Origin of the sequence: Actinoallomurus liliacearum, from assembly GCF_039542035.1 — a bacterium.
GTDB classification, from domain to species: Bacteria; Actinomycetota; Actinomycetes; order Streptosporangiales; family Streptosporangiaceae; genus Actinoallomurus; species Actinoallomurus liliacearum.
Genome location: NZ_BAABHJ010000034.1, coordinates 22,489 through 45,425, shown reverse-complemented (window position 1 = coordinate 45,425; position 22,937 = coordinate 22,489). Strand labels below are relative to the sequence as shown.

Annotated in this window: 20 protein-coding genes; 10 read left to right on the top strand and 10 right to left on the bottom strand. The window is 65.2% G+C overall.

The features are described from left to right. Positions 1 to 8: 8 nt before the first annotated feature. The 3 genes from ABD978_RS36585 to ABD978_RS36575 all read right to left on the bottom strand — a co-directional run bounded on the left by ABD978_RS36585 (position 9) and on the right by ABD978_RS36575 (position 1,809). On the bottom strand, positions 9 to 713 hold the full coding sequence (locus ABD978_RS36585) for a hypothetical protein (protein WP_345364920.1): 705 nt from the start codon (positions 711 to 713) through the stop codon (positions 9 to 11). Positions 714 to 941: 228 nt separating this feature from the next. Beyond that, a complete protein-coding gene (locus ABD978_RS36580; protein WP_345364918.1) occupies positions 942 to 1,139 on the bottom strand; it encodes a hypothetical protein in 198 nt (65 codons plus the stop codon). Positions 1,140 to 1,314: 175 nt separating this feature from the next. Then, on the bottom strand, positions 1,315 to 1,809 hold the full coding sequence (locus tag ABD978_RS36575; protein WP_345364916.1) for a hypothetical protein: 495 nt from the start codon (positions 1,807 to 1,809) through the stop codon (positions 1,315 to 1,317). A gap of 177 nt (positions 1,810 to 1,986) precedes the next feature. On the opposite strand from ABD978_RS36575, the gene ABD978_RS36570 reads away from it, so the two are divergent. Next, entirely contained in the window at positions 1,987 to 2,601 is a 615-nt protein-coding gene (locus ABD978_RS36570; protein WP_345364914.1) for a hypothetical protein, read from the top strand. Beyond that, positions 2,523 to 2,861 carry a hypothetical protein gene (locus ABD978_RS36565; RefSeq protein WP_345364912.1) on the top strand — a complete coding sequence of 113 codons (339 nt, stop codon included), beginning with the start codon at positions 2,523 to 2,525 and terminating at the stop codon, positions 2,859 to 2,861. The genes ABD978_RS36570 and ABD978_RS36565 overlap by 79 nt, the downstream gene beginning before the upstream one ends. A gap of 3 nt (positions 2,862 to 2,864) precedes the next feature. On the opposite strand, the gene ABD978_RS36560 is transcribed toward ABD978_RS36565, so the two are convergent. Together ABD978_RS36560 and ABD978_RS36555 are read right to left on the bottom strand one after the other, a co-directional pair. Then, a complete protein-coding gene (locus tag ABD978_RS36560) occupies positions 2,865 to 4,346 on the bottom strand; it encodes a serine/threonine-protein kinase (protein ID WP_345364910.1) in 1,482 nt (493 codons plus the stop codon). A 190-nt stretch (positions 4,347 to 4,536) separates the two neighbouring features. Then, complete coding sequence (locus ABD978_RS36555) at positions 4,537 to 4,995, bottom strand: NUDIX hydrolase (RefSeq protein ID WP_345364908.1); 459 nt, start codon at positions 4,993 to 4,995, stop codon at positions 4,537 to 4,539. Between the two features lie 344 nt (positions 4,996 to 5,339). On the opposite strand from ABD978_RS36555, the gene ABD978_RS36550 reads away from it, so the two are divergent. Continuing rightward, positions 5,340 to 6,140 (top strand): alpha/beta fold hydrolase, encoded by an 801-nt coding sequence (locus tag ABD978_RS36550; protein WP_345364906.1) that lies wholly within the window; start codon positions 5,340 to 5,342, stop codon positions 6,138 to 6,140. 38 nt (positions 6,141 to 6,178) lie between these two features. Here ABD978_RS36550 and ABD978_RS36545 read toward each other — a convergent pair whose 3' ends face one another. Then, a complete protein-coding gene (locus ABD978_RS36545) occupies positions 6,179 to 6,763 on the bottom strand; it encodes a GNAT family N-acetyltransferase (RefSeq protein WP_345364904.1) in 585 nt (194 codons plus the stop codon). Positions 6,764 to 6,848: 85 nt separating this feature from the next. Beyond that, positions 6,849 to 7,280, bottom strand: a complete 432-nt coding sequence (locus tag ABD978_RS36540; RefSeq protein ID WP_345364902.1) for an ASCH domain-containing protein — start codon at positions 7,278 to 7,280, stop codon at positions 6,849 to 6,851. A gap of 171 nt (positions 7,281 to 7,451) precedes the next feature. Between ABD978_RS36540 and ABD978_RS36535 the strand changes: the two genes are divergently transcribed. Then, positions 7,452 to 7,949: a TSCPD domain-containing protein gene (locus ABD978_RS36535; protein ID WP_345364900.1), complete on the top strand. Its 498-nt coding sequence runs from the start codon at positions 7,452 to 7,454 to the stop codon at positions 7,947 to 7,949. 5 nt (positions 7,950 to 7,954) lie between these two features. Here the strand turns inward: ABD978_RS36535 and ABD978_RS36530 are convergent, their stop codons facing one another. Further along, on the bottom strand, positions 7,955 to 8,389 hold the full coding sequence (locus ABD978_RS36530) for an ATP-binding protein (protein ID WP_345364898.1): 435 nt from the start codon (positions 8,387 to 8,389) through the stop codon (positions 7,955 to 7,957). Between the two features lie 121 nt (positions 8,390 to 8,510). Between ABD978_RS36530 and ABD978_RS36525 the strand changes: the two genes are divergently transcribed. Next, positions 8,511 to 9,386, top strand: coding sequence for a helix-turn-helix domain-containing protein (locus tag ABD978_RS36525; RefSeq protein ID WP_345364896.1), 876 nt, complete (start codon positions 8,511 to 8,513; stop codon positions 9,384 to 9,386). Further along, positions 9,379 to 9,474, top strand: coding sequence for a DUF397 domain-containing protein (locus tag ABD978_RS44095; protein WP_425550807.1), 96 nt, complete (start codon positions 9,379 to 9,381; stop codon positions 9,472 to 9,474). The genes ABD978_RS36525 and ABD978_RS44095 overlap by 8 nt, the downstream gene beginning before the upstream one ends. Before the next feature lie 646 nt (positions 9,475 to 10,120). Here the strand turns inward: ABD978_RS44095 and ABD978_RS36520 are convergent. Together ABD978_RS36520 and dcm are read right to left on the bottom strand one after the other, a co-directional pair. Beyond that, positions 10,121 to 10,612 (bottom strand): very short patch repair endonuclease, encoded by a 492-nt coding sequence (locus tag ABD978_RS36520; protein WP_345364894.1) that lies wholly within the window; start codon positions 10,610 to 10,612, stop codon positions 10,121 to 10,123. 111 nt (positions 10,613 to 10,723) lie between these two features. After that, positions 10,724 to 12,610, bottom strand: a complete 1,887-nt coding sequence (gene dcm, locus ABD978_RS36515) for a DNA (cytosine-5-)-methyltransferase (protein ID WP_345364892.1) — start codon at positions 12,608 to 12,610, stop codon at positions 10,724 to 10,726. A gap of 1,889 nt (positions 12,611 to 14,499) precedes the next feature. On the opposite strand from dcm, the gene ABD978_RS36510 reads away from it, so the two are divergent. Genes ABD978_RS36510 through drmB form a run of 4 tightly spaced genes read left to right on the top strand, consistent with a single transcriptional unit; the run spans position 14,500 to position 22,800 of the window. Next, positions 14,500 to 15,774, top strand: coding sequence for a hypothetical protein (locus ABD978_RS36510; RefSeq protein WP_345364890.1), 1,275 nt, complete (start codon positions 14,500 to 14,502; stop codon positions 15,772 to 15,774). Further along, the gene (locus ABD978_RS36505) at positions 15,762 to 17,465 is read left to right on the top strand and encodes a nuclease-related domain-containing DEAD/DEAH box helicase (protein WP_345364888.1); all 1,704 of its coding nucleotides are present in this window, start codon (positions 15,762 to 15,764) and stop codon (positions 17,463 to 17,465) included. The genes ABD978_RS36510 and ABD978_RS36505 overlap by 13 nt, the downstream gene beginning before the upstream one ends. After that, a complete protein-coding gene (locus ABD978_RS36500; protein WP_345364886.1) occupies positions 17,462 to 20,914 on the top strand; it encodes a helicase-related protein in 3,453 nt (1,150 codons plus the stop codon). The genes ABD978_RS36505 and ABD978_RS36500 overlap by 4 nt, the downstream gene beginning before the upstream one ends. Further along, on the top strand, positions 20,914 to 22,800 hold the full coding sequence (gene drmB / locus ABD978_RS36495; RefSeq protein WP_345364884.1) for a DrmB family protein: 1,887 nt from the start codon (positions 20,914 to 20,916) through the stop codon (positions 22,798 to 22,800). The genes ABD978_RS36500 and drmB overlap by 1 nt, the downstream gene beginning before the upstream one ends. Positions 22,801 to 22,937 lie beyond the last annotated feature (137 nt).

Sequence of the window (22,937 nt, the reverse complement as noted above, 5' to 3'; positions counted from 1 at the left end):
GATCGGCGTCAGCCGATCGGCACCTGCTCGATCACGACGTCGTTGTCCGGCGCGATCAGCGCCCACGACTTGACCGACCCGTGGCCCTCCCACGGCAGGTGGTCGGAGATCCCCTTGAGGGAGTCCCCGGCGTCGCCGTTGACGAGGGTCACCTCCTCGACCGGGCCGGCCGGCATGCGCGCCGCGAAGGTGTACCACCACAGCGGCCGGTCCGGCAGGGCGTACCCGGTGAGCAGCCGCTCGGCGACGACCATGGTCGGCGGCCTTTCCATCGCCGCTTTTCGTGTCGCCTCGCTCAGCCCGCCGAAGTCGCGGATCGCGATCGGCCCGTAGTGGATCCGGGCCGCCGTCCGCCCGTCGAAACGCGTCTCGGTGTGGACGTTCGCGGCGAGCTCGTGACCGGGCATCGCGTACGCGGCGAAGACCGGGAAGACGTTGTGCAGCCAGTCGTACGCGGCGGCGACCACCGGATCCCGGTCCTGCCCGCCGATGCCGACGGCCTGGTCCCAGGCGAACACCTCGCCCCACGTCGGATGGTTCACGCCGATCGGCACCCGTACGACCACCCCGTTGGGCTGCAGGTCCGGGGTGTCCACCGCGATCCGCAGCCCGGACTCCGGAAGCTCGACGACGCCACCGTCCAGCCGGCGGGCCAGGCCGTGCCCCTCCCCGAACAACCGGGCCAGCAGCTCCGCCGCACGCGCCGCGTCCATCACACGCCTTCCGTCGAGATCACCAACGTTGATCCGACGAACGAACCGGCCGCCCGGTTTCACGCCCTTCTCCGCCGTTCCCGACGTGCGCCCTCCTCCGGATCGGATTCCGACGTGTGGTCTGGACCTCGGCGAGATCGGGGCGCTGCACGAAGATCAGGCTGACGATGAAGGCGGCCCTCTGCGCGAGGGCCGCCCATGATCAGTAGCGCTTCGGCATCGCAGTGATCAGTAGCGCTTCCGCATGCCGAAGTACGTACCGCGTGCGTGATGTTCGACCGTCGTTCGTCCCGGGTTCCCGGGATCCGGCCGCTGGATGTCCAGGCCGCCCTTCGGGGTGACCGTCACCTGATCGGCGGGCACATTCTCGACCCGCTCCTTGCCGGAGCCGACCCCGGTGGTGATCGTCCAGTCGTTCTCGGCCATGTGTTCGCCCTCTTTCTCTACGTTTTAGATGAGTCCGGTCGTGTCCAACCGGACCTGCCTTCGTCAGTAACGGTCCGAGCAGCGACAGCAGGGGCAACTGGCCGGCCTCTCCGATCTGCCCGGCATGCGCCATCCGAGCAGTCACGATGGCACCCTGTGCACGCGAGATCGCCGGTCACACCTCACCCGTCGCCGGTCGCCGACGACGTACGGCGGCGGCGATGTCGTCGAGCGAGTGGTCGAGGGACTGGTCGGACAGGACGATCGGGGTGCCGTACCGCGTCAGGTTGCCGCGCGCCTCGCGCAGCAACCACGGCCGCACCCGGACGACGACGACCTCCGGTCTGGCGGGAATGATCAGCAACACCGGGGTGGACGTCTTGCCGCGCAGCGCGGCGCTGCGCCTGACCGTCGCCACCTCATCCCAGCTCAACCGCACGCCCATCAGCGGGAGCCGGATCCCGCTCTCGTCGACCGCCACCACCGGCACCCGGCACACCGTGCTGACGATGATCGGACCACCGAACAGCACCAGCAACACGGCACCGCCTGCGGCGATCACCGCTCCCAGCAGGCCGGCCCGGGTCACCCCGAACACCACCGCCACGACGGCGGCCAGCGTGAACAGCACGTACGGCCCGTTGGGCCGCAGGCGCACGAGCAACGGCATCGGGCCTCCACGATCGACTGCGGGCCGATCCTAGTTCCTGATCTCCCTACCCAGGTGGGACCGCCTACGCCTTCGAATACACCGAAATCCCGCGCGGTCACTCTTGGAACAACGCCGCTGGGGCGGCGGTTCATGATCACGGGTAGGTGGCGTCGGCAGCGCGCGGAAGGATCCACCTTGCGGCACTACGTGGCGGTATGGCGGACGCCGGGAGCGCCGCTGCTGCTGATGGCCGGTGTGCTCGCTCGCCTGGGTATGGGCGTGACGCCCCTCGCCCTGTTGCTTCTGGTCGAACAGGCCACCGGGCGTTACACCTCCGCAGGCATCGCCTCCGGCACCTACGCGCTCTCGGGCGCCCTCGCCGGCCCGATCGTCGGGCGGCTCGCCGACAGGCGCGAATCCACCCCCGTTCTGCTCGTGTGCGCCGTCGCCCACCCGATCGGGCTGGTCGTGCTCCTGCTCGCGGCCGGTGCCGGCGAGATGCCGCTGATCTGGGCGGCGGCGATGTTCGCCGGAGCGACCTATCCGCCGCTGACCGCGGCGATCCGCAGCGCGTGGATCGGCCTCACCGAGGCCGGTACCGGCCGGCATCACCTGCGCAACGCCGCACTGGCCGTGGAGACCTCGCTGTTCGAGCTGGTGTTCGTGGCCGGCCCGCTCCTGGTCGCGGTCCTGGTACTGATCGCCTCGCCGGCCGCATCGTGCCGGTCGGCATGCGCAACGAGGCCGGCACCTGGCTGGTGCCCGTTCCGGTCGCGGCCAACGCGGCCGGCGGTACGATCGCCGGCCTGATCGTCGACCGGCTTGGCGGCGCACCGTGGTCATTCCTGTTCGCGGCCGCGTTCGTCGCCGCGGCCACCGTAGTCGCCGCCTGGCCCGCCGGCCCGATCACCCGCGCCGACGCCGCGGTGACCGCCCAGGCCCTCACCACGGCAAGGGACACGGCTGATCCACCCGCCTCCATCCCGGCAGGGGGCCGCTTCTCCTTCGCCGCACTCGTCATGCGTCCCCGCACGGCCCGGCCACCCGTCCGGGAAGCCGCCCATGGCTGAACGTCAGAGCTCGTTCCACCTGTAGATCGGCAGATGTTCCTTCCGCGCGATCGGGGTCCACAGCGCGACGACGCGCCGTTTGGCGGGGCCGGCCTGGTCGTTGGCGCCGAGCGCCCGCTGCAGGTCATCGGAGTTCGGCGCGTTCTGCGTGCCGCAGTTCAGCGCCGCGACGTGCTGGGCGTTCGCGAGGTAGGCCTGGTCGGCTTCGAGCGAGAACCGGTACGCGTCGCCGATGGCCTGCCGCAGCTCTGCGCCATGCGGCAACCGGTCGACCCGCAGGGTCCCCGCCCGAGCCGACTCCCGCCCACGGTCCCTCGCGAGCCGCTCGAACGCCGAGACCGAGCCGGCGACGTCATCACAGGTCGTCGTGAGCTTCCCGTCCAGCGGGTTCCCCGCCGCCAGCTGCGAGCCCAGCAGCTCACTGACCGCCTTGGCCTGGGTGGCCTCAGGTCCTCGATGGACGAGGCCGCGAACCGCCGTCGTCGCCGCGACGGCCACGACGGCGACCGCCACAGAACACAGGATGACCACGCGCCGCCTCCGACGGCCCGGCCTCGCCGTACTGTGCGTCTCGCCGGACGCGGGCATCTCCCCGGGCGGCGCCTGCCGGGACGGTGGCAAGGTGTCAGGGCCGGGGTCACCGGGCGCCGGTGCCGTGGTGTTCCCGGACGGGACGTGCGCCGCGCTCCGGTGGGAACCGGCGGCACCGAACGCCCCGGTCAGGCCGCTCGGTAGCGGAGCGCTTCTCGTGGGGTCGGCGAGCGCGGTGCCCGCGGCCAGCATGACCGTGGTGACCGGCTCGTCGCCGGCCGGTCTGGCGACCGCCTCGCTGCGCCGGAGAAGACGCAGCAGCACCTGCTGGATGGTCGATGCCCAGGCGAAGACGTCGGTGGCGGTCGTGATGAGACCGCCGCCCAGTTGCTCGGGCGCCATGTACGGCGGGGTGCCGACGATCCGGCCGGGCACCGTGGCGCCGGTGTTCAACGCGCGCGCGATGCCGAAATCGATCACCCGTGCCCCGTCCGGGCCGATCAGGACGTTGTGCGGTTTGAAATCGCGGTGCACGATCCCGGCGTCGTGGATGGCGACGAGCGCCGTCGCGGTCGCGATCGCCAGTCGCTCCAGATCGGCGCCGTCCCGCGGCCCCTTCTCCGAGATCAGCCGCTGCAGGGACGGACCGTCGACGTACTCACTGACGATGTACGGACGGTCGCCGGTCACGTCGGCGTCCACCACCTGCGCCGTGCAGAAGCGAGCGACCTCCTTCGCCGCCGCGACCTCCTGCACGAAACGGGCGCGTGCCGCGTCGTCGATCGCCAGGTCCTGCCGGAGCACCTTCACCGCGAGGCGCTGCGGGGACTCCCCGGAGTCGTCGGCCCGTCTCGCCAGATAGACGACGCCCTGGCCGCCCGCCCCCAGACGTCCCATCAACTCGTAGGGGCCGAGGCGCTGTGGGTCGCCGGACAACAGAACTCGACTGGTCACCGCGCGATCCTCCACACCGCCGAAACGTCCTGCTCGATCGAGAAACCCGGTGAGCACCTCAAGCGCTCAAGATCGTTCCCGTCGGCGAGTCTGACGCTGACTCGGTGAGGGTCGTTCGGGCGCCTCAGATAACAAAATGATCTCTGGACGAACCCGACCCTTCTGAACTTCGGTGCCGGCGCGGTAGTGGTCAGGCGCGGGTGCGGGTCAGGGTCGTCCAGCGTGGGTCGATATGGCCCAGCCATAGGTCCTGGTCGTCGGCCAGCGGTCGTTCCAGCGGTAGCGGCAGGAAGCGGCAGGCGAACGTCAGTCCCAGGTCGTCTCCGTCGCCCCGTACGGTGTGGTTCCAGGCGTCGGCCGTGGTCGGAGGCGCCTGAAGATGGAAGTAGGTGGTCCTGCGCGGTCGGCGGGTGTCGGGATGGGGTTTGTCCTCCACGGTGATCCGCCGCACCACGGAGACGGTGCGCAGACCGGTCTCTTCGGCGACCTCGCGCAGGACGGCCTGCGGTAGTTCCTCGCCGGGGTGGATGCCGCCGGCGGGAACCTGGGTGCCGGCTTGGGGCATGCCGACGTGGTCGAAGACCAGGAGTTCGGGGACCCGCCGATGTCTGATCACGTAGGCGGCGACGCGGATTCGGGGTCGGGTCACCCGTGCATTCTCCGCCGTTGGTCGTGCTCGGGCGTCGCTGCGCTTCAACCGGTGGTCGAACGCGGCCTACCTCCGTGGCTGCTGAACCGGACACCGGAAAGTCGCGCGCCTGCAGCTGACCCGTGGCGCGAGTGGCAGGCCCGGTCGACGTCTTCGGCCGGGCCACCCGCGATCGCCATCGAGACCGGCACTGACTCCTACCGACTCGCCCACACCCGCGCCGGCAACTCGAGGTTCCGGCTGACCAAAGAGGAAGGCGAACTGTCAGCGGCTGGTGCGTCCATGGTCAGCGGGCGCGGACAGAGTGCTGTTCATCGAGACAGACACCTGACGGAGGTTCGATCATGAACGGCACCAGCGTCACCGGAATCCGCGGCGAGCTCCACATCGACGGCCGTCGACTGTCCTACCTGGACTTCGGCGGACCGGGCCGGCCGCTGCTGGCCCTGCACGGCCACCTCTACGAGGGACAGACCTGGGCACAGCTGGCCGAGGCACTGGCGCCGCAGTGGCGGGTCATCGCACCCGACCAGCGCGGGCACGGCGACTCCGACCGGGCCGCCTCCTACACCCGCGACGACTACGTCGCCGACGCGATCGCCCTCCTGGACCACCTCGGGATCGAGCAGGCCGTGACACTCGGCCACTCCGGCGGCGCCATCACCGCCTACCAGATCGCCGCCCGGCACCCCGGGCGCGTGTCGGCCATCGTCAACGTCGAGGGCCCGGTCTGCGATCTCGACGACGGCCCCAGCGCACTGTCGTTCGTCCTGTCGATGCCCTACACCGCCCCCGACCGGCAGACGCTCCTGGCCGCCCTCGGCCCGCTGGCCCCGATGCTCGGCGACAAGCTGCGCCCCACCGCCGACGGCGGCTGGCGTCTGCCGTTCCACCCGCAGGACACCATCACCTCAGAGCAGGGAACGCACGGCGACCACTGGGCCGACTGGACCTCCACCGAGTGCCCCGCCCTGTTCGTGCTGGCCCGCAACAGCCAGGTCATCACCTCCGAGGAAGGCCGGGAGATCGTCGCCCGCCGCGCCAACACCCGCCTCGCCGAACTCGACGGCGACCACTTCGCCCACACCACCGACCCGGACGGCTTCGCCACCGCCGTCAAAGACTTCCTGGACACCCTCGGCTGACCAGCCCCGGGGATCGGCAGGGCCCTGCCGATCCCCGCTCAGGCGCGAAGTTCGTCCGGTCCTTCGTACTTGAACGTGTGCAGCGTGGCGGTGCTGAGGGTCTGCTCCGCGCCGAACTGCTCGAAGGTGTCGACAGGGTGAAAGCCAAGGCGGGCGGCGAGCTTGAGCGCGCGCTCGTTGGCCGCCTGGGTCACGACCAGGACCGGCTGGTCGGGGAGTTCGTCGGCGGCGGCCCGCAACGCCACCGTCGCGGCCTCGAACGCGAGCCCGGCGCCCCACGCGCTGCGCCGCAGGACATAGGACAGTTCCAGTTCCTCACCGTCCTCGGTGAGGTGCCCGGGCCGGTCGGCGGACCGACGGCCGAGCCCCAGGATTCCGATGAGCCCGTGCGTCGGGTTGTCCGCGATGACGAAGCTGCCGGGCTCAGAGGTCGTATTCGCCGTGCCGAACGCGTCGAGGAACTTCTCCATCTCGCTGCGGGCCATCGGACCACCGAGGTACGCCCGGACCGCAGGATCGGTGAAGATCTCGATGAGCCCTTCGCGGTCGGTGTCGCGCGCTTTGCGCAGCACGAGTCGGTCCGAGGTTACTTCCGTGGCGGACAGCGTGGGCAATCGGCTCATGGGCCACCATGATGGCCGAGCGTCCAGCCGAGACGCCCGGCCTCACGGCGGTTCGCGACGAGCGGCTTCCGGCTCGCCTCCTCGGTCAGGACCGACCGGGATCGCCGGCGTCCACCACGCGGAAGCGCTCGGCGACGACGAGCGTGTCATCGTCGATGACGGGGGTGTGCCCCAGGTACTCGCTCACTCCGTCGCTCTGGAAGAACTCCTCATGCGCCGCCCGCCACTCCGCAGCGTCGGCGTACCCGCGCCCTTCCGCCAGGGCGTAGTCGTCGTCGATCTCCTTGATGGGGACGACGCGCACCTCGACGAGCTCGATCACAACCGCCGGCCGTCCGTCGGAGTCCACCACGGCGAGCCGCTGCCCGACCTCCGGCACCGCCTCCCCGGCGTGCTCGTAGATCTCAAGAAGCCCGGTGAGCGCCGTCTTCTGCCCATTCAGGATCGCCGCCACCCCACTGTCCCGCAGCGGCCCGGGCAGCGCGAGCTCAAGCGTCGGAAGATCGTCATGTCCCATCGTGCGAGCGTACGACCCCGATCACGCTCCCGCCGCCGGGTCCGTCAGGTAGACGTCGGCGAGCCATCCCGCGTCGTAACGGTCCGGCTCACTAAGCTCCCCGCGCAGCACATGCAGTTGCCAGACTCAGCGAACCTCCCACAAATTGTGGAACCGGTCATGGAGGCGGATATGACGCTCCCCCCGAGCCCGCAGCACCAACAGCACATGCCGCGGAGCCGGGCCGGCCTCACCACCGCCGTCACCATCGGCGGGGAGCGATTCTCACTGACCGCCAACAGCCGCCACGACGGCACGCTCGGTGAGGTGTTCATCCAGTGGGGCAAGCAAGGCCAGACCCAGGCCGGACTCATGGACATCTACGCCGTCACGCTCTCGGTCGGCCTCCAGCACGGCGTCCCGCTGCCCGACCTCATCCGCCAGGGCCTGGACCTGCACTTCGCACCCAACGGCCACACCGACGACCCTCAGATTCCGCTGGTCCGGTCGGCGGTGGACTGGGTCGCTCGGCGGCTGGCGATCGACTGGCTTCCGTATGAGGTTCGCGCCGCCGAAGGCATCTTCACAATCCAGGAACGCGAAACCGCCGCCGCAGACTGGCTCGCCAACGAGATCGCTTCCTCGACATTGGCGTCGCGGAGCCGAGCCAACGCAGTAGAAGCGCTATAACTCCGCTAGTACGAGCAGAGACGTTGTTCGGCCCATACGATCTTGCCGCCATCCTCGCAGTGCACGGCCGCCCAGCGTGCGCTGAGCATCTCGATGATTCCCAGGCCCCGACCGTCTAGATCGAGGTCGTTCGGCTGACGCTTGGTTGGGAGGACTGGGTTGATGTCCCAGACCTCGGTGAAGAGGCTCGGACTCGTCCACTTGAGACGTAGGCGGATACGGCCGATCTCGGTGATCCCCATGGCCTGATGGAAGCCCACCGTGGCCTTAAGTGCGTTCGTGGCCAGTTCCGACACGATCGTTTCCGTGTCGTGGATCAGCTCAGTCGGGAGGTGCCAGTGCCGAGCCACCTCGGCAACCAGGCGACGGGCGAGGGGCACGGCGTTTGGGGCGGCAGCCAGGGGGACGGCTTGGTCCTGCTGCGTCGGGAAGAACGCCACGGTTGGCCTCATGCGATCACCACGCTCGGTAAAGTGTCGTATGCTCAGTGTGAAAATGCAATGAAGATCAATGCAACCTGTTGCATAGGATTCAGGTTGCATAGTTCTCAGGGAGGCCCCCATGCCTGCTCATCCGCGCCCCACTGTCCGGCTGCGCCGCCTGGCCGGAAGCCTGGGCCGGCTACGTACCGCTCGCGGCCTGAGCAGGGAGGACGTTGCAGAAGCCACTGGGATCAACAAGGCCACGCTCTACCGGATCGAGAAGGCGAAGGTCCGTCCGCAAGCCCGCACACTCGCTGCCATGCTCACGCTGTACGAGGTCGAGCCTGAGGAGCAGCGAGCCCTCACCAAGCTCCTCAAGGACTCGTCGCAATCCGGATGGTGGCAGGCGTACACCGACGAGCTACCCGAGGAGTACAGCGCCTACATCGAGTTCGAAAACGAAGCTCGGAGCGTCTGGAACTACGAGAGCCTCTACATCCCCGGCCTCCTCCAGAGCGAGGACTATGCCCGCGCTGTCATCCCCGGCGGCATGCCATCGCTCAGCCGAGAAGAGGTCGACCGGCGAGTCCAGGTCAGGATGGAACGCCAAGCGATCCTCGACCGTGACCGTACGTTCCACCTTTGGGCGATCTGCGACGAAGCTGCGATCCACCGCGCCGTCGGTGGCCCAACCGTCATGCGGGATCAGCTCTTGCACCTGGTCTCAGCCACGGAACGGCCGAACGTCACCCTCCAGGTCGTTCCGTTCGACACTGGCGCACATCCTGGCATGCCAGGATCGTTCGTCGTGCTTCAGTTTCCCGGCGATCCGTCTGTTGTCTACATCGACAGCATGGCCGGTGACCTTTTCCTCGAAGAGGAAGCAGACGTACATCGCTACACTGGCCTCTACGAACACCTCAGAGCTGTCGCAATCAGTCCGGATGCCACCAGACAGCTTCTAACACGCGTGGCCAGTGAGTACTCAGCGAGGGGAGGGGCAGGCGATGGATGACTTGTCCCGGATTGATTGGCGCAAGAGCAGCCGATCCAGTTCCAACGGCCAGTGCGTTGAGGTTGGAGTAGTCGAGAACAAGGGGTAGTTACCTTCCTTCCAGCAGCTCAAGGCGGCTGAAATCACGCCGAGCAGGCCATCACAACCGGGTTTCCCCGGCTTGGCCGAACACGCTAATAGCCGCGAGTTCGTCGCCTTCTTGCTCGCCGACCCGCCCTCGACGATGCGGTACTCGCGGGTCCGTCCAGGTGGGAGCACCGGCCGACGAGGACGTTCACGTCATCGCCCTCCCGAAGCACGAACAGGCTCCAGAGCTCGGCGACATGCCACAATGCGGTCGGGGCCTGTACATGGTGCAGGCACTGACAAGCGAGTTGACCCGGACCGGAAGTCACCTCGGCCACAACCAGCTCCGCAAGCACGCATCCGCGTGCAGGCGTCGCCACAACCAGAGAAACCGCGCCGCTTCGAAAGATCATAATTCCCCGGCCAAAAACTCCGGGACTACGCTCACTTCACCGTCTTGGCGGCAGAAGCTCCCGCTTCTACGCCAGACTACGTGCTCGCGAGCGAACGCGCCAAAAAGCGTAGCGCAGAACCTGAAATATTCCGACCGAACTCTGCCCCTACTCCTACCGGACCGGCCAGCTTGCCAAAGACATCCACGCCTACGAACCGCGAGGCGACAGCGAGACCCCACGCTCGCGAGACCCCACGCTCGTCTAGGCATTAACTTAGCTACCCGTAAATGTTGGTCGAGAAGTTGGCCCAACTGCATTGACGACGATTTCGACAGCGGAAGAAAGAGACTCATGTTCCCACAGGCGCACCACGCGCCAGCCTGCCGCCTCGAGTGCGGCGTTCGCCTGCCGGTCCCGCTCCACGTTCCGGCGAAGCTTAGGTGTCCAGTACCACTCGTTCGTACTGGGTTCCCTGCCGTGCTCAGGGCAGACATGCCAGAAGCAGCCGTCTACGAAGACAGCCACCTTCCGTGCCGTGAATACGATGTCCGGCCGGACACGGACACCGTCGGCAAGGTCGAGACGGAAATCCTTGCGATATCGGTAGCCGAGAGTGTGCAGTGCGTGACGCAGCGCTACCTCAGGCTTGGTGTCGGAGCGGCGGTTGGCACGCATGTTACGCGACCGTCCCTCATTAAGCGGGCGCGGGTACAAGCCCTTAGCCCATGCCTGCTCACGCGGGTCACTCTTATGTGCGTCAGACACGATTCCGCCGGTTCAGCTATCGACTCGCCAGCCGGGACATGAGAAAAGATACCGCTGCTCAGCCGCTCTCTTGCGCGGACTCACGGACCGGCCAGCAGAAGACCGGGGACGCTATCCCGCTGCAGCTCGCGGAACACGCTGCTCCCGTGCCTTGCGAGGAGTCATGACGAGTTGGACGGCGGGTGGCCCGCAGGGATCATGCCGGGACTCCTCCAAGCTAGAACTGGGCCGGCCCTCGATCACCCTGATGAGCTCGTCAGCGACTGCCTTGCCAAGGGCAGGAGGCACGGCGTTTGCGACCTGGAGGGGCTGTTTCCCTCTGGTTCCACAAAACACGTAATGGTCCGGGAACCCCTGGATCCGCGCCGCCTCGCGGACGCTGATCGTTCGGTTCAGGACGGGGTGGACCGGAAGCGCGCGATGGCCAGCAACGATCGTCCTTGCAAGGTCCTTGTGCAGCCGCCGGTACGAAATCGGACCTTTGCCTGGTTGGATGCCCGCGATTTTATCGATCACCTTCTGACTGTGCTTCATCGTAGAGCCATTGAGGAGCACCCCCCCGTCCTCAAGCAGCACGAACTCGGCGACCGTGCCGGATTCCAGCTCTGGAAGGCCGGGCTTGCTGAGCTCGTCCATCACCGTCGGCACCCATCGTCGACGGCACTGGCACCGCTCCCTACGGTCCCCGCAGAAGGCACCTCCTGGCATCTCAGGTTCTATACCAGACGATTCACTAAGAAGTTGAGCCATGAAAATCAGCCTCCAGCGCAACTGGGGGACCCCATAATTGCTGGCCTTTACGACGCGATGGTTAGGGGTATAACCGCTCTCCCGCAGCGATCGCTCGACGGCTTCATGGAAGCGTATACCCTTAATATTGCGCATTCCGAGAACGTTCTCGATTACCACGAAACGCGCTTTGAGTTCCGCGGCGAGCCTGACTTGCTGCTCAAACAAAACATTCTTCTTGTCATGGGGATCCCGTTTTCCCGCAACGGAGTATCCTTGGCAAGGAGGACCTCCGATCACGGCTGAAACGTCGCCAACCCATGGCGCAACAGCTCGTACATGCCCAGCAGTGATCTGGTTCACATCACGCTCTAGCACTACCGTGCCTGGATGGTTCGCTCTGTGGGTCTGCGCGGCGTTCCGCTCCATCTCTACGGCCACAGCGACCCGAAATCCCGCCTGCTCGAATCCAAGCGCGAGCCCGCCGGCCCCGGCGAACAGCTCGACCGCGACCGGTCTGGTATCAGCTTCGAGCCGGCCCTGCCCTTCGGGACAGAAACTGATCAGTGGGCAGTCTCCGCATGTCGGCATATTGGCTTTACAAATCACAGTTCCATGATGCACGAGATTCGCATGGAGGCGCTGCCGCATAGCAACGGGGACGGTCTCCTCGTAGAGAGCTTGATCGACCTTACCCACTCTTTTCGGGACGAGCCCCAGCCTATGGAAGATGCGGCTGACGTTGGCGTCGACCGTGAACACGTCGCGCCGCAGCGAGTAGGCCATGATGCGGCGAGCGCTATCCCACCCTAGGCCCGAAATACTCGTAAGCTCGCCCAGAACCTCTTCGTCCGGCATCCCGCGTAGATACTCCAGGCTTATCACACCTGGGCGTCCCTCCTGCGCGTTTCTCTCCCGTACACGTCCCAGGAAAGCCTGGATAGTCTCGGCGCGGTGTTCATGGAGACCAACAGGGCGTACGAGTTGCTCCAGTACGGCCCTGTCCGCATCCACGACACCATCCCAGGTCGGATAGCGGGCACGCAGCTCCTGGAACACGCCCTGGAGGGCCGACCCGTGCGCCTGGGCGCTTAGCAGGATGTAGATCGCCTCAGACACGGGATCGTCCACATTCCCTAGAGAAGCCGCACGGAAGGTTACCTCAAGAAGTTCATCGACTCGCTCCACCACAGCCCTGGGCGAAAGCCCGATCGCTTCTGAGCGGAGAGTTGAGGTATCGCGGCTCGTATCGCGTGCTTGGGTATCCACGCGCGGGATTCTCTCGTCATGGGCACCGGTACCGCCACCTTACTCCTTGTTAAGGTTGTGTATCTATTCGTGATCAGTCCACGCTGGCGCGCGGCCCGATACCAGGTCGGCCTGCCATCCCTCGAGCATGTGATGCACTCCAGAGTCAGAGCCGCAGTCGGTGGTCACCCTGAGCGATCGCGCACCGATGCGGCGCGGCAGCCGTCTGCTGGCGATGCCCTGGGGAGATGCCGTCCTCAATCTCGAACTAACCGGGCTAAACGGACTATTGGGGCAAAATACGCAAGAGCGCCAACGCCTGATCCCTGCAATCGCGATGGCGTGATCTCAAGGGCAGCCCCATGTACGGTCGACGGGCAGCGCCACGTCTAAGGAATTTACCTCGCAGGGGTCATACCCTCTTTACGATAAGCTGCCCCACGTATGCCTCATCCTGCCCGAGGCAGCGACCGTGTCTGCATGCCCAGTGACCTGCGGGCGAGGCCAGCTGGCGAGGGATGTCGGCATCGCGACAAGGGAGAGCCATCCAGCAACGACAATCTTCGCCTTTCACCCCCCGGGGGAGTTAACCTTGTTACGAAGAGCTCTCTGGCATCCCCCTTTGCGTGGCGGGACGGCGTTTTCCCCATCCAGGGAGGTGACCATGCCGGATCGTCCACACCCCCAGAGGCCATCCCCCGTCCTCCTAGCTGAGGCTGTGGATGGCACCCAGCATGTGGCACCGCCGTGGTTCGTCAACTGGGTGCGACTAGGGGCTTTGGCAGCGCTAGATACACTCTTGATCGAGCCCCGAAGTCAGGTTATTCTCGCGCTCTCCGCTCCGGTGCGCTGTATGGCCGCTGCCGCCTTCGCTTTCGGCTATTGCAGGCAGCGTTTCCTCACGGTACCCGAACTCCGATGCCCCCCTGACTCCTCGCGATCCCTTGCTGAACTCAAGCCCGGCTCGAGAGCTTGGCTTCGTCTAGCTGACCGCGTCCTATCCGGCACGTACCATTCCCTTCAAGGCGACAGGGTCCATACCAGCGCGGGAACCTACCAGGCAGCGGTTGTCAGGGAGGCGCGAGAGCCTCCAGCTTGGGCTCCAGTGCCTGGGGGTCGCTATCTCCTGGCAGAGAAGAGTTCAGCAGAGCTAGCCTTCCTCTCTGGAATGCTCCGATCCCATCACCCACTGGACTACATCACGTCGTGGAGCTGGGACTTGGTTGTGGTGGGCTCGCCTTCCCGGCTACGCACCGACCTTGCTGCGCGTATCGGCCCTCCCGGTTCAGCAAGCAGTATGGGTTCGCTGGCCTCGATCGTCCGTCCGCTCGATATCACGGGAACCGGCGAAAGATCGCAGCTAGTCGGCTGGCGCAGCGTGCTGATGCCCGCTCGAAGTGACGATGCAGCATGGGCTTCCTGGCCTGAGCCGCCGACCACTGCAGTACTCGATGGTGCATACGCCATTAGCCGGTGGCTGGAAGAATGCGACGCCCGACTGATCGTCGCCATTCTTGACAGAAGCGAACCTGGGCTGGAAGCAGCGGTTAGTGTACTGGAGCAGAGGCGTGCGTACATGAAGGCGATCACGTTGGATGAGCTTCGCTGGCAGCCATCCAGTGGGTGTGAGCTCATGGCCTTCGGGAGCGCCGGTGAGCCTGATTCTCGAGGCTGACGCCTTCTACCGTGTCTCGCAGCGGCCATCGGCATCGCGGTGGGCGATCAGCGATGCCGGCAGTACGCGGTTCTCCAGCGCCCTCCGTGCCCTCTTGCACGAACTAGGGGAAGACGCTTCCTCCCCGGCCTGGGAACTCGCCGTCGCATCGGCGAGGGCGGTCCGCTGGCGCGGCGCAACCGAACCCGTTCCTTTTAGCTCGTGCCACTCCAGCGTCACGGACCCTCTCACCAGGATGTTGGACCTGGCAGAAGATCTGGCCGGAAGTGTCGAGCACCACCAGCGGCGGCTGCTGACGGAGCTTGCCAACGCAGCGAGCGAGTACAGGGATGGCGAAAACCTTGCTTACGCTACGGCCGTCCTCGAATGCCTCAGCATGGGCGACAGGACCAATACGTGCCTCGTCGCCGCACGGCGTAGGACGGTCTCCGCGGTCTCGCAATGGCTCGCCGAGATAGGGCAGCATGCACCGGTGATAGAGGCCCGCGGCTTTATGGCATCCGCGGGAATCTGGGACCTGGCGATTGTTCTAGGGGCGGGAGACTGGTTCCCGCCGGAGATGTTGTCGACGGCCCGCGCAGAGGAGATCACGCTGGTTCACCCGCAATGGGTCAGGGATAGCCACCGCTTCTACGGGGCGTTCGGCGAGCTCGCCACCCGATCCATCAGCGTGACCGTACGCGAACCTCGGATCCGCGGCGACCAGCATCCCGACTCTCTCCAACTCCCTGCCCAAGATCTTGTCCCGCATCCCGACTGGTCCTTGGTAGCCGCATCGGCTCCCCGCCTTCTAGAGGCAGGGCTTCCCTCGGAAGCCTGCAAGCTGGCGGTGCTCGGCGGCGGGTACGCCGTTTGGCTACCCGTCGACGGACAACGCATTCGCGGCCTACTCCCCACAGCCCGCGTCGGAGAGCGCGTCGTTAGCCTTCCTATCAAGGCTGTTCAGCCTGGGGCGGTACTTCTCCTCCGGCTCGGCGGTACTGAGAGTGCTGCGCTCCGACCGCTCGTGGACTCGATCCTGGGCAGCCAACAGTCCAGGATTCGGGCTCTGCAGGTGCGGTGGAAGAAAAGTCTGCGTCTCGCGTTGGCAGATCCGGGCGCCGCAGAACTGGAAAGGAAGGTCCGCGCCGCGGGAGCGCGGTCTGTGCACTTGCAGTATTGGGCAACTGAGGAGTGCCTCCGCCCGAGGGATGACCGCGATTTTCGTGCATTGCTTGAGGTCCTACAATTGCACCCTGCCGAGCCTTACATCGATGCCGGGCTGGCGCTGAGGCGAGCACATAACCGGGCAGGCCGCGAGCTCACCCAGGCTTTGGAAGGTCACGTAGAGGACCAAGATTTCACCGAGCTGGAGTCCCAGGGGATGCAGGAGCTCAGGCTGGAAAACACCCCAGGCCTGGCAGCGATGGTGGCATTTCGTGTGATCGCCATTAGTCCGGACGCTGCCCCGGTTCCCTCGAACCAGATTCGGCACCCGTTCCGCACGCGAGGAGCAGCATGGCTCGAATGATCCCCCCTGTTCCCGTCCAGAAGGCTCCCCCCGGGGAGCAACTCCTTTTCCACCGTCTCCGTGATGACCCTGGTACGAGTGACTGGACGGTACTGCATTCGCTAAATCTCGCGCGCCACGTTCGCCAGGTCGAGGGCGAGGCCGACTTCGTAGTAATCGCTCCGGGACTGGGGGTGCTGTGCGTAGAGGTCAAGTCCCACCGGTCGGCGCGCAGGGACACGAACGGGATGTGGTATCTGGGAACTCAGGCACCGACCCAGCGCAGCCCGTTCAGGCAGGCCAGCGAACAGATGCACAGCATCCGCAGATTTCTGTCCAGCACACGCCTGGACATTCGCCACGTCCCCTTCGCCTCAGCCGTCTGGTTCACTGGCGCGAGCGCTTCAGTGCACCCCGACTCGCTGGAGTGGCAGCCCTGGCAGCTGCTCGATCGCCGTGACCTCCGCCGACCGGTATCGCAGGTTCTGTCCACCGTGCTCGCGAGCGCCCGCCAGCACCTTGCCGCAAAGGGCAAGGCACTCTATGCCGCGCCCCAGCGGCCAACTGCCGACCAGTGCCGCGAAATGGTCTCGCGGCTGAGACCGCGGTTCGAGGTGGCGATCAGCGCGGCCGACTACCGGCAAGCTCGAGAGCAGGACCTTCTGCATTTTTTGGAAGAGCAGTACGAAGCCCTCGACGTCATGGACGCCCAGCGCCGGGTGCTATTCACAGGCGCGGCTGGAACGGGGAAGACGTTTCTCGCTCTAGAAGCCGCCAAGCGCGCTAGCCTTCAAGGACTCAAGGTACGGCTCGTCTGCTATAACCGCCTGCTGGGGCGGTGGCTCGCACGCGAGATGGATGGCTTCCCTGGCCAGGTAACGGGAAGCTTGCACGGCATAATGATGGACCTCACTGGACTAAAGCCCCCCGAAAACGGAGGCGAAGCCTGGTGGGGCCGGCAGCTCCCTCTCCTTGCGCTGGAAACGCTATTCGAACAGCGCGAGCCTGCCGACGTCCTGATCGTCGACGAGGTCCAGGACCTTTGCGATTCGGCCTATCTAGACGTGCTAGATCTGATGCTCAAAGGAGGCCTCGCCGGCGGGCGCTGGCTAATGTTCGGCGACTTCGAGCGGCAGTCCATCTACGGTGTGGCAGACGGCCGCGCGGAACTTAAGGGACGCTCACCATCCCTCTACGAACGTGGACTGTTCAGGAACTGCCGGAACACGCCGCGAATCGGGCGTACCGCCGCTGAAGTCTCCGGCCTGGCAAACGTCTACCGCGGGTTCCGGCGCCCTGATGACGGTATCGATGTCACCTTCGCCGCGTATACCTCTCATCAAGAGCAGGAGCAAATCCTGGCGAAAGTGCTGCACAAACTTCGCGAGGAGCATTTCGGAAATGACGAGATCGTAGTACTAGCACCAACGACCGGCGGCGCGGCGTCTAAGGCGCGAGATCCCGCTTTGCGGAATCACCTAGCCGAATATGGGACCCGCGGCAGGAAGGTCGGTTATGCGACCATCCACGCCTACAAAGGGCTCGACGCGCCGGCCGTCATAGTCACGGACATCGATGCGGTAGAGGGAGAACAGGCAGAATCTTTGCTGTATATAGCGCTGAGCCGGGCCACAGATCGGCTCGCCGTACTCACGCACCGCGACGCGCTGAACAGCATGTGGGCAAACGTCACAAGGGGGAAGCGGCTGTGAAGCGGACGTTCCACGATTCCCGGGAGAGGGTGCACGAGGAACTCGCGCGGGAACTGGTTGGTCCCGCTCCCGAACGGTCCGGCAGGCCACTGGATCTCTCCAGACCGGTCCAGTTCGCTAGCTGGGAGGAAGCGCGAGGTGTCTGGCACGATGCCGCAACCGGTCAGGAAATCCTGACCGAGACCGTGCCATCGCGCAGGTTCGGAGTCGGCATCCTGTTTCCTGCGGGCACCGAAGCCGAGGAGCGCGTCGAAGCCCCCGGGTTGGACGTTACGGGCGTCACCACCCCTGGTCTTGATGACACCGACGTGGAGAACAAGCAAGCAAAAATCGTCAACCAGGGCGAGGCCGAACAGGACGATGACCTCGACCTTCGCCTCGCAAACCTCAGGCTTCCGAGCACCCTCGGTCTGTCAGTGTGTGGCTCCGTCCCGGCCGACTCGCAGGTCGTAGTGAGCGCTGAGATCGGTCGCTATCGGCCGTTTCCGGTTGTGATCGCTGATAGCGAGCGACAGTGGTGGGTCCGCACGCCAGTCACCATTCGAGCGGTCTTCCCCGCAGAGCGCCTCGCTGTCCCCGGAAACGAACGCCGTCAGGTCTGGCCCCATCCCCGCTCTGCGATCGAAAACGGAGATGGGCTAGAAGTCGAAATTAACGCGTTCAGCCGGGTGGTCAATGGCGACCACCTAATCACTATTACGCTTACTAACCGTTCGTCGGGGAGTAAGGACGAGGCATCTCTTTTTCAAGCAGGCTTCGAAATCACGGCAGAAGACGGTGCTGCGTTCCTACCCTATCCGGAAAACCACGGGCGGCGGGAGCTCAGCGAGGAGGAGCAGTCCATCGCGCTGCTCTACCGGCGCCACCAGACGTTCGCGCTCGGGCACGGATGCGCCGCCGACTGGGAGCGCGAGCCCCTAGATTCGGTTCAGCGGATCAAAGCCGTGTGCCTGCCGTCATTCGAGGCGCCGAGCGTCACACCAGATATCGTCCTCCCTGGCGGTGAGCGCCTCTCGGTCAGCATGCAAGCGCTCGCCGAACCAGCATTGCAGGGCGAAGCTAGCAGCCAGATCGAGCGGCTGATTTCTGGGTATGAAACTTGGATCGCTGACCGTAGGAAGAACTCGCTGGAACTTCCCCAAGAACACCGTGCGGCCGCCGAGCGCCACCTCCGCGATTGTGACAGGGCGCTAGAGCGCATGCGGCGGGGCTGGAAACTGATCCGCGAGGATTCGGAAGCCGCTCTCGCGTTCCGGCTGGCGAACGAGGCAATGCTCATCCAACAGGCACGGTCTGCCGTGAAGGTCCGCGAGACCACTGTAGATGCATCGGGTTCCGTCCAAGTCGCCGGAGCGATGCCGAAGGGGGAGGTGCCGGAAGGCCGCGGTAACTGGCGACCGTTTCAAATCGCGTTTCTGCTCGCGGTCGTCGAATCGGTGGCTGTCCCTGGCAGCGATGACCGGGAGACCGTGGAGCTCATCTTCTTTCCCACCGGCGGTGGCAAGACCGAGGCATATCTCGCGGTCGCCGCGTTCGCGATGTTCCTGCGCCGCCTGCGGGACCCCTCGGATACTGGGACCGAAGTCATCATGCGGTACACACTGCGACTCCTGACCGCCCAGCAGTTCTCGCGCGCGGCATCGCTGATCTGCGCGATGGAGGTCATCCGGTCCGGGCGAACAGATCTCGGCGGCAAACCGTACAGCATTGGCGTATGGCTCGGCGGCTCGACCACTCCAAACACGCGCGATCAAGCAGTCAAGTCGTGGGACCAGCTAGTCACCAAGCCGAACACGGCACCCAACGATTTTCTGCTCCTAAGATGTCCCTGGTGCGCGGCGAAGATGGGCCCTACCGACGGGCAGAAACAGAGCGGATCCCAGGGCAGGAGAGGCCGACGGGTGCCCCGCGTCGTACCCGGATATCGCAAGCTCCGCGACCGGGTCACCCTGCACTGCCCGGACGAGCGATGCCCCTTCCACAAGGCGCTCCCGACGCTGGTGGTTGATGACGACATCTACGAAGCACCGCCATCGATGATCATAGGAACGGTGGACAAATTCGCGACCATGGCTTGGCAGCCGTGCTCTCGCGCGCTTTTCGGGCTGGACGAATCGGGAGAGCAACAAGTCTCTCCCCCTGGTTTGATCATTCAGGACGAGTTCCACCTCATCTCCGGCCCGCTCGGCTCGATGGTGGGCCTATACGAGAGCGTGATCGAGACTCTCTGCACCGACGACCGAACCCCAGAGCCCGTCAAGCCGAAGATCGTCTCATCGACCGCGACTATCCGTCGCTACCAGGAGCAGGTGGCCGCCGTCTACGCGAGGAACGACGTCGCGCTCTTCCCGCCACCCGGGCTCGAGGCCAGCGACTCCTTCTTTTCGGTATGGGCCCGCGACAACGACGGGCAGCTTCTCCCCGGCCGCAGGTACGTTGGCGTCCACGCCCCCGCTCTGGGCTCCATGCAGAGCGTTCAGGTCAGGGTGGCCGCGGCCATGCTCCAGGCCCCGGCAATTCTGGCCGAGGAGCAGCGAGATCCCTGGTGGACCAGCCTGTGGTTCTTCAACAGCCTCCGCGAGCTCGGGAACTCGCTCTCCCTCCTTCAGGCTGACATCCCTGACTACCTTGTAGGACTCCGTAGGCGCGACGGGCTCGAGCGGAACCGCTTCCCCCGCAGCATCATGGAACTCACCAGTCGACGGCGGAACGACGAGATTCCCAGGGCGATCGATGAACTGTCTGTCGTCTACGGAGCGGGCAACGTCGTGGATATCTGCCTGGCGTCCAACATCATCGAGGTCGGAGTGGACATCGACCGCCTCTCTCTCATGGCGATTGTCGGCCAGCCCAAGACGACTGCCCAGTACATCCAGGTGTCGGGCCGCGTCGGGCGACGGTGGGACGAACGGCCGGGGCTCGTAATCAGTCTGTACGGCGCGGCCAAACCTCGCGATCGTTCTCACTACGAGCGCTTCCGTACCTACCATGAGCGGCTCTATTCACAGGTCGAACCAACTAGCGTGACGCCGTTCGCGCTACCAGTGATGAAGCGAGCACTGCATGCCGCACTTATCTCGTACGTTCGCCTGGTCGGTGGCGATGGCCTGCTTCCCTGGCCCTTCCCCGAGCAGCTGACCAGCGAGGCTGCAAAGATCCTCCTGGATCGCGCTTACAAGGTCGACTTCAACGAACGAAAGGCGGCCGAGCGCACTGTCAACGAACGGCTAGACGAATGGGAGCAATGGGAACCCAGCGAGTGGAGGGCCGATGCTAGGGCGGGTGACCCGCGAAACGGGCTGATGCGCTTCGCAGGCGAGCCTGCCCCAGGCCAGCAGACCGGGACCTCATGGGAAGTACCCGCGTCAATGCGCAACGTCGATGCGGAATGCAAGGCCGCCATCACGCGGTCCTATAACCGGAGCGATGACTATCAGGGAGATAGCTAATGACTAGTGGGAACATCCGCCGATCGCAGCTGATCTCTCCCTTCGGGACAGGCGCTATGACCGTACTCCTCGACGGGACGTCCGTGATCGCTGCTGGACTAGACCACTGGTACGAAGGCGAGGAGGCCGACCCCGGAGAATTCCGCGTCGATGAATGGCGCCTGCAACGACGCCTCAGGGTCAGCCATTTTCGGCTGCCCCCACACTACGTGCGCCCCACTCGAGGATCCCGGGGGCCCAACGACCGTACGACTAATATCGGGATCACCATTCCATTCCTCCGCTTTCCGACCTGGAACTTCTGTCCCTACTGCAAGCGCCTGCAGGCGAGCCCGCTGACGCTGGATGGCAAGGCACGCTGCGCCGACCCGAGTCACCAGGCCGCAGGCAAGGGCAAGGGTCCGGTTATGGCCCAGGTCCCTTTCGTCACGGTGTGCGAGCGCGGGCACCTGGACGACTTTCCCTGGCGCGAATGGGTGCACCGATCCGTGCAGCCAGACTGCGCTGGCGTGCTCCGCCTGCGCTCGCGAGGTGGTGGATCCCTGGCAGGCCAAGAAGTGTCCTGTGACAGCTGCGGAAGGCGTCGCACACTAGAGAATGTTATGAATACGATCCGCAGCGACGGCGGCGAAACCACCGTGCTGAGCAGCACACTCGAACGCGGCTCCGACTTCTCCTGCAGCGGATCGCGTCCGTGGCTCGGCAAGAATCCCGAACCGTGTGGGCAGCCGATCCGAGCCAGCCTGCGCGGTGCCTCCAACGTCTACTTCCCGCTGGTGGAGAGCTCCATCTACCTACCACAGAGTCCAGCCTCCACGCCGGAGAAGCTGATTGAAATCGTCAAATCACAGGCCTTCTCCTCTGCCATGAGTCTCGCCAAAGCCAGGAACGGAGGTAGGGTCACCGTCCAGGACTTCCGTGAAATGGATGGCATTGGCATTGCGGATAAATACACCGACGAACAGGTCAATGATGCGCTAGCTGAGTACCAAGGGAAGGCGATAGGAGAGCAGGAATACGACCTCGACGATCTATCTCAAGTGGACTGGCGGCGCCCCGAGTATGAAACGCTCCGGGAGAGGCTACGCCATCCGGCTCTCGTCGTCGCCGAGCCCAGCGATCCCTACGGCGATGCGGTGTCTGGAACCTTCGCAAGGGTGCGACTGGTAGAACTCCTGCGCGAGACGCGGGCACTCTGGGGCTTTACCCGCGTGACGTCTGCAGACCTCAAGCTCCGCGAAGGCAAGAAGCGGCTACGGCTGAAGCAGCTCGGACCAAATCGCGATTGGCTCCCGGCCTACACCGTTAACGGCGAGGGCATCTACCTTGAACTCGAAGAACCTCGCCTGCAGGATTGGGAGCGGAGGCCTGACGTCAGGGGACGCGCCGAGCGGCTAGCACGCCACTACGAAGACGTCCGCGCTGTCCGCGGCTCGGCCGAGCGCGACATCTCCCCTCGCCTGATCTTGATTCATACGGTCGCCCACCTCCTCATCAACCAGCTCATATTCGAATGCGGCTACAGCACTGCCTCCCTGCGGGAGCGGCTCTTCGTCGATTCCGACCCGGAGACTCCGATGGCAGGATTGCTGATCTATACAGCTGCCGGAGACGCCGAGGGGACCATGGGAGGTCTGGTCCGCATGGGAAGGCCGGGCAATCTCGAGCGTGTCTGGGAAGCTGCGCTAGCCAACGCCGAATGGTGCTCGACGGATCCCATCTGCATGGAGACTGGTGAGACAGGCCAAGGGCCTGACTCGTGTAACCTGGCCGCCTGCCACTCCTGCGCACTGCTTCCCGAAACCTCATGCGAAGAGTTCAACCGCTTCCTCGATCGCGGACTTGTAGTCGGCTCTCTCAAGGCCCCAAGAGTGGGTTTTTTTTGATTCACCATTTATAGCGAGAAATATAGGCCTGAGCAAAACAGAACCCAATTTCTTCGCTCGGCTCGCCGCTGCACGCGCTTCACTCTAAGTTGTGATCGCGCGTGTCTATAAACGCATGGTCTACCTAGCCGGAGGCG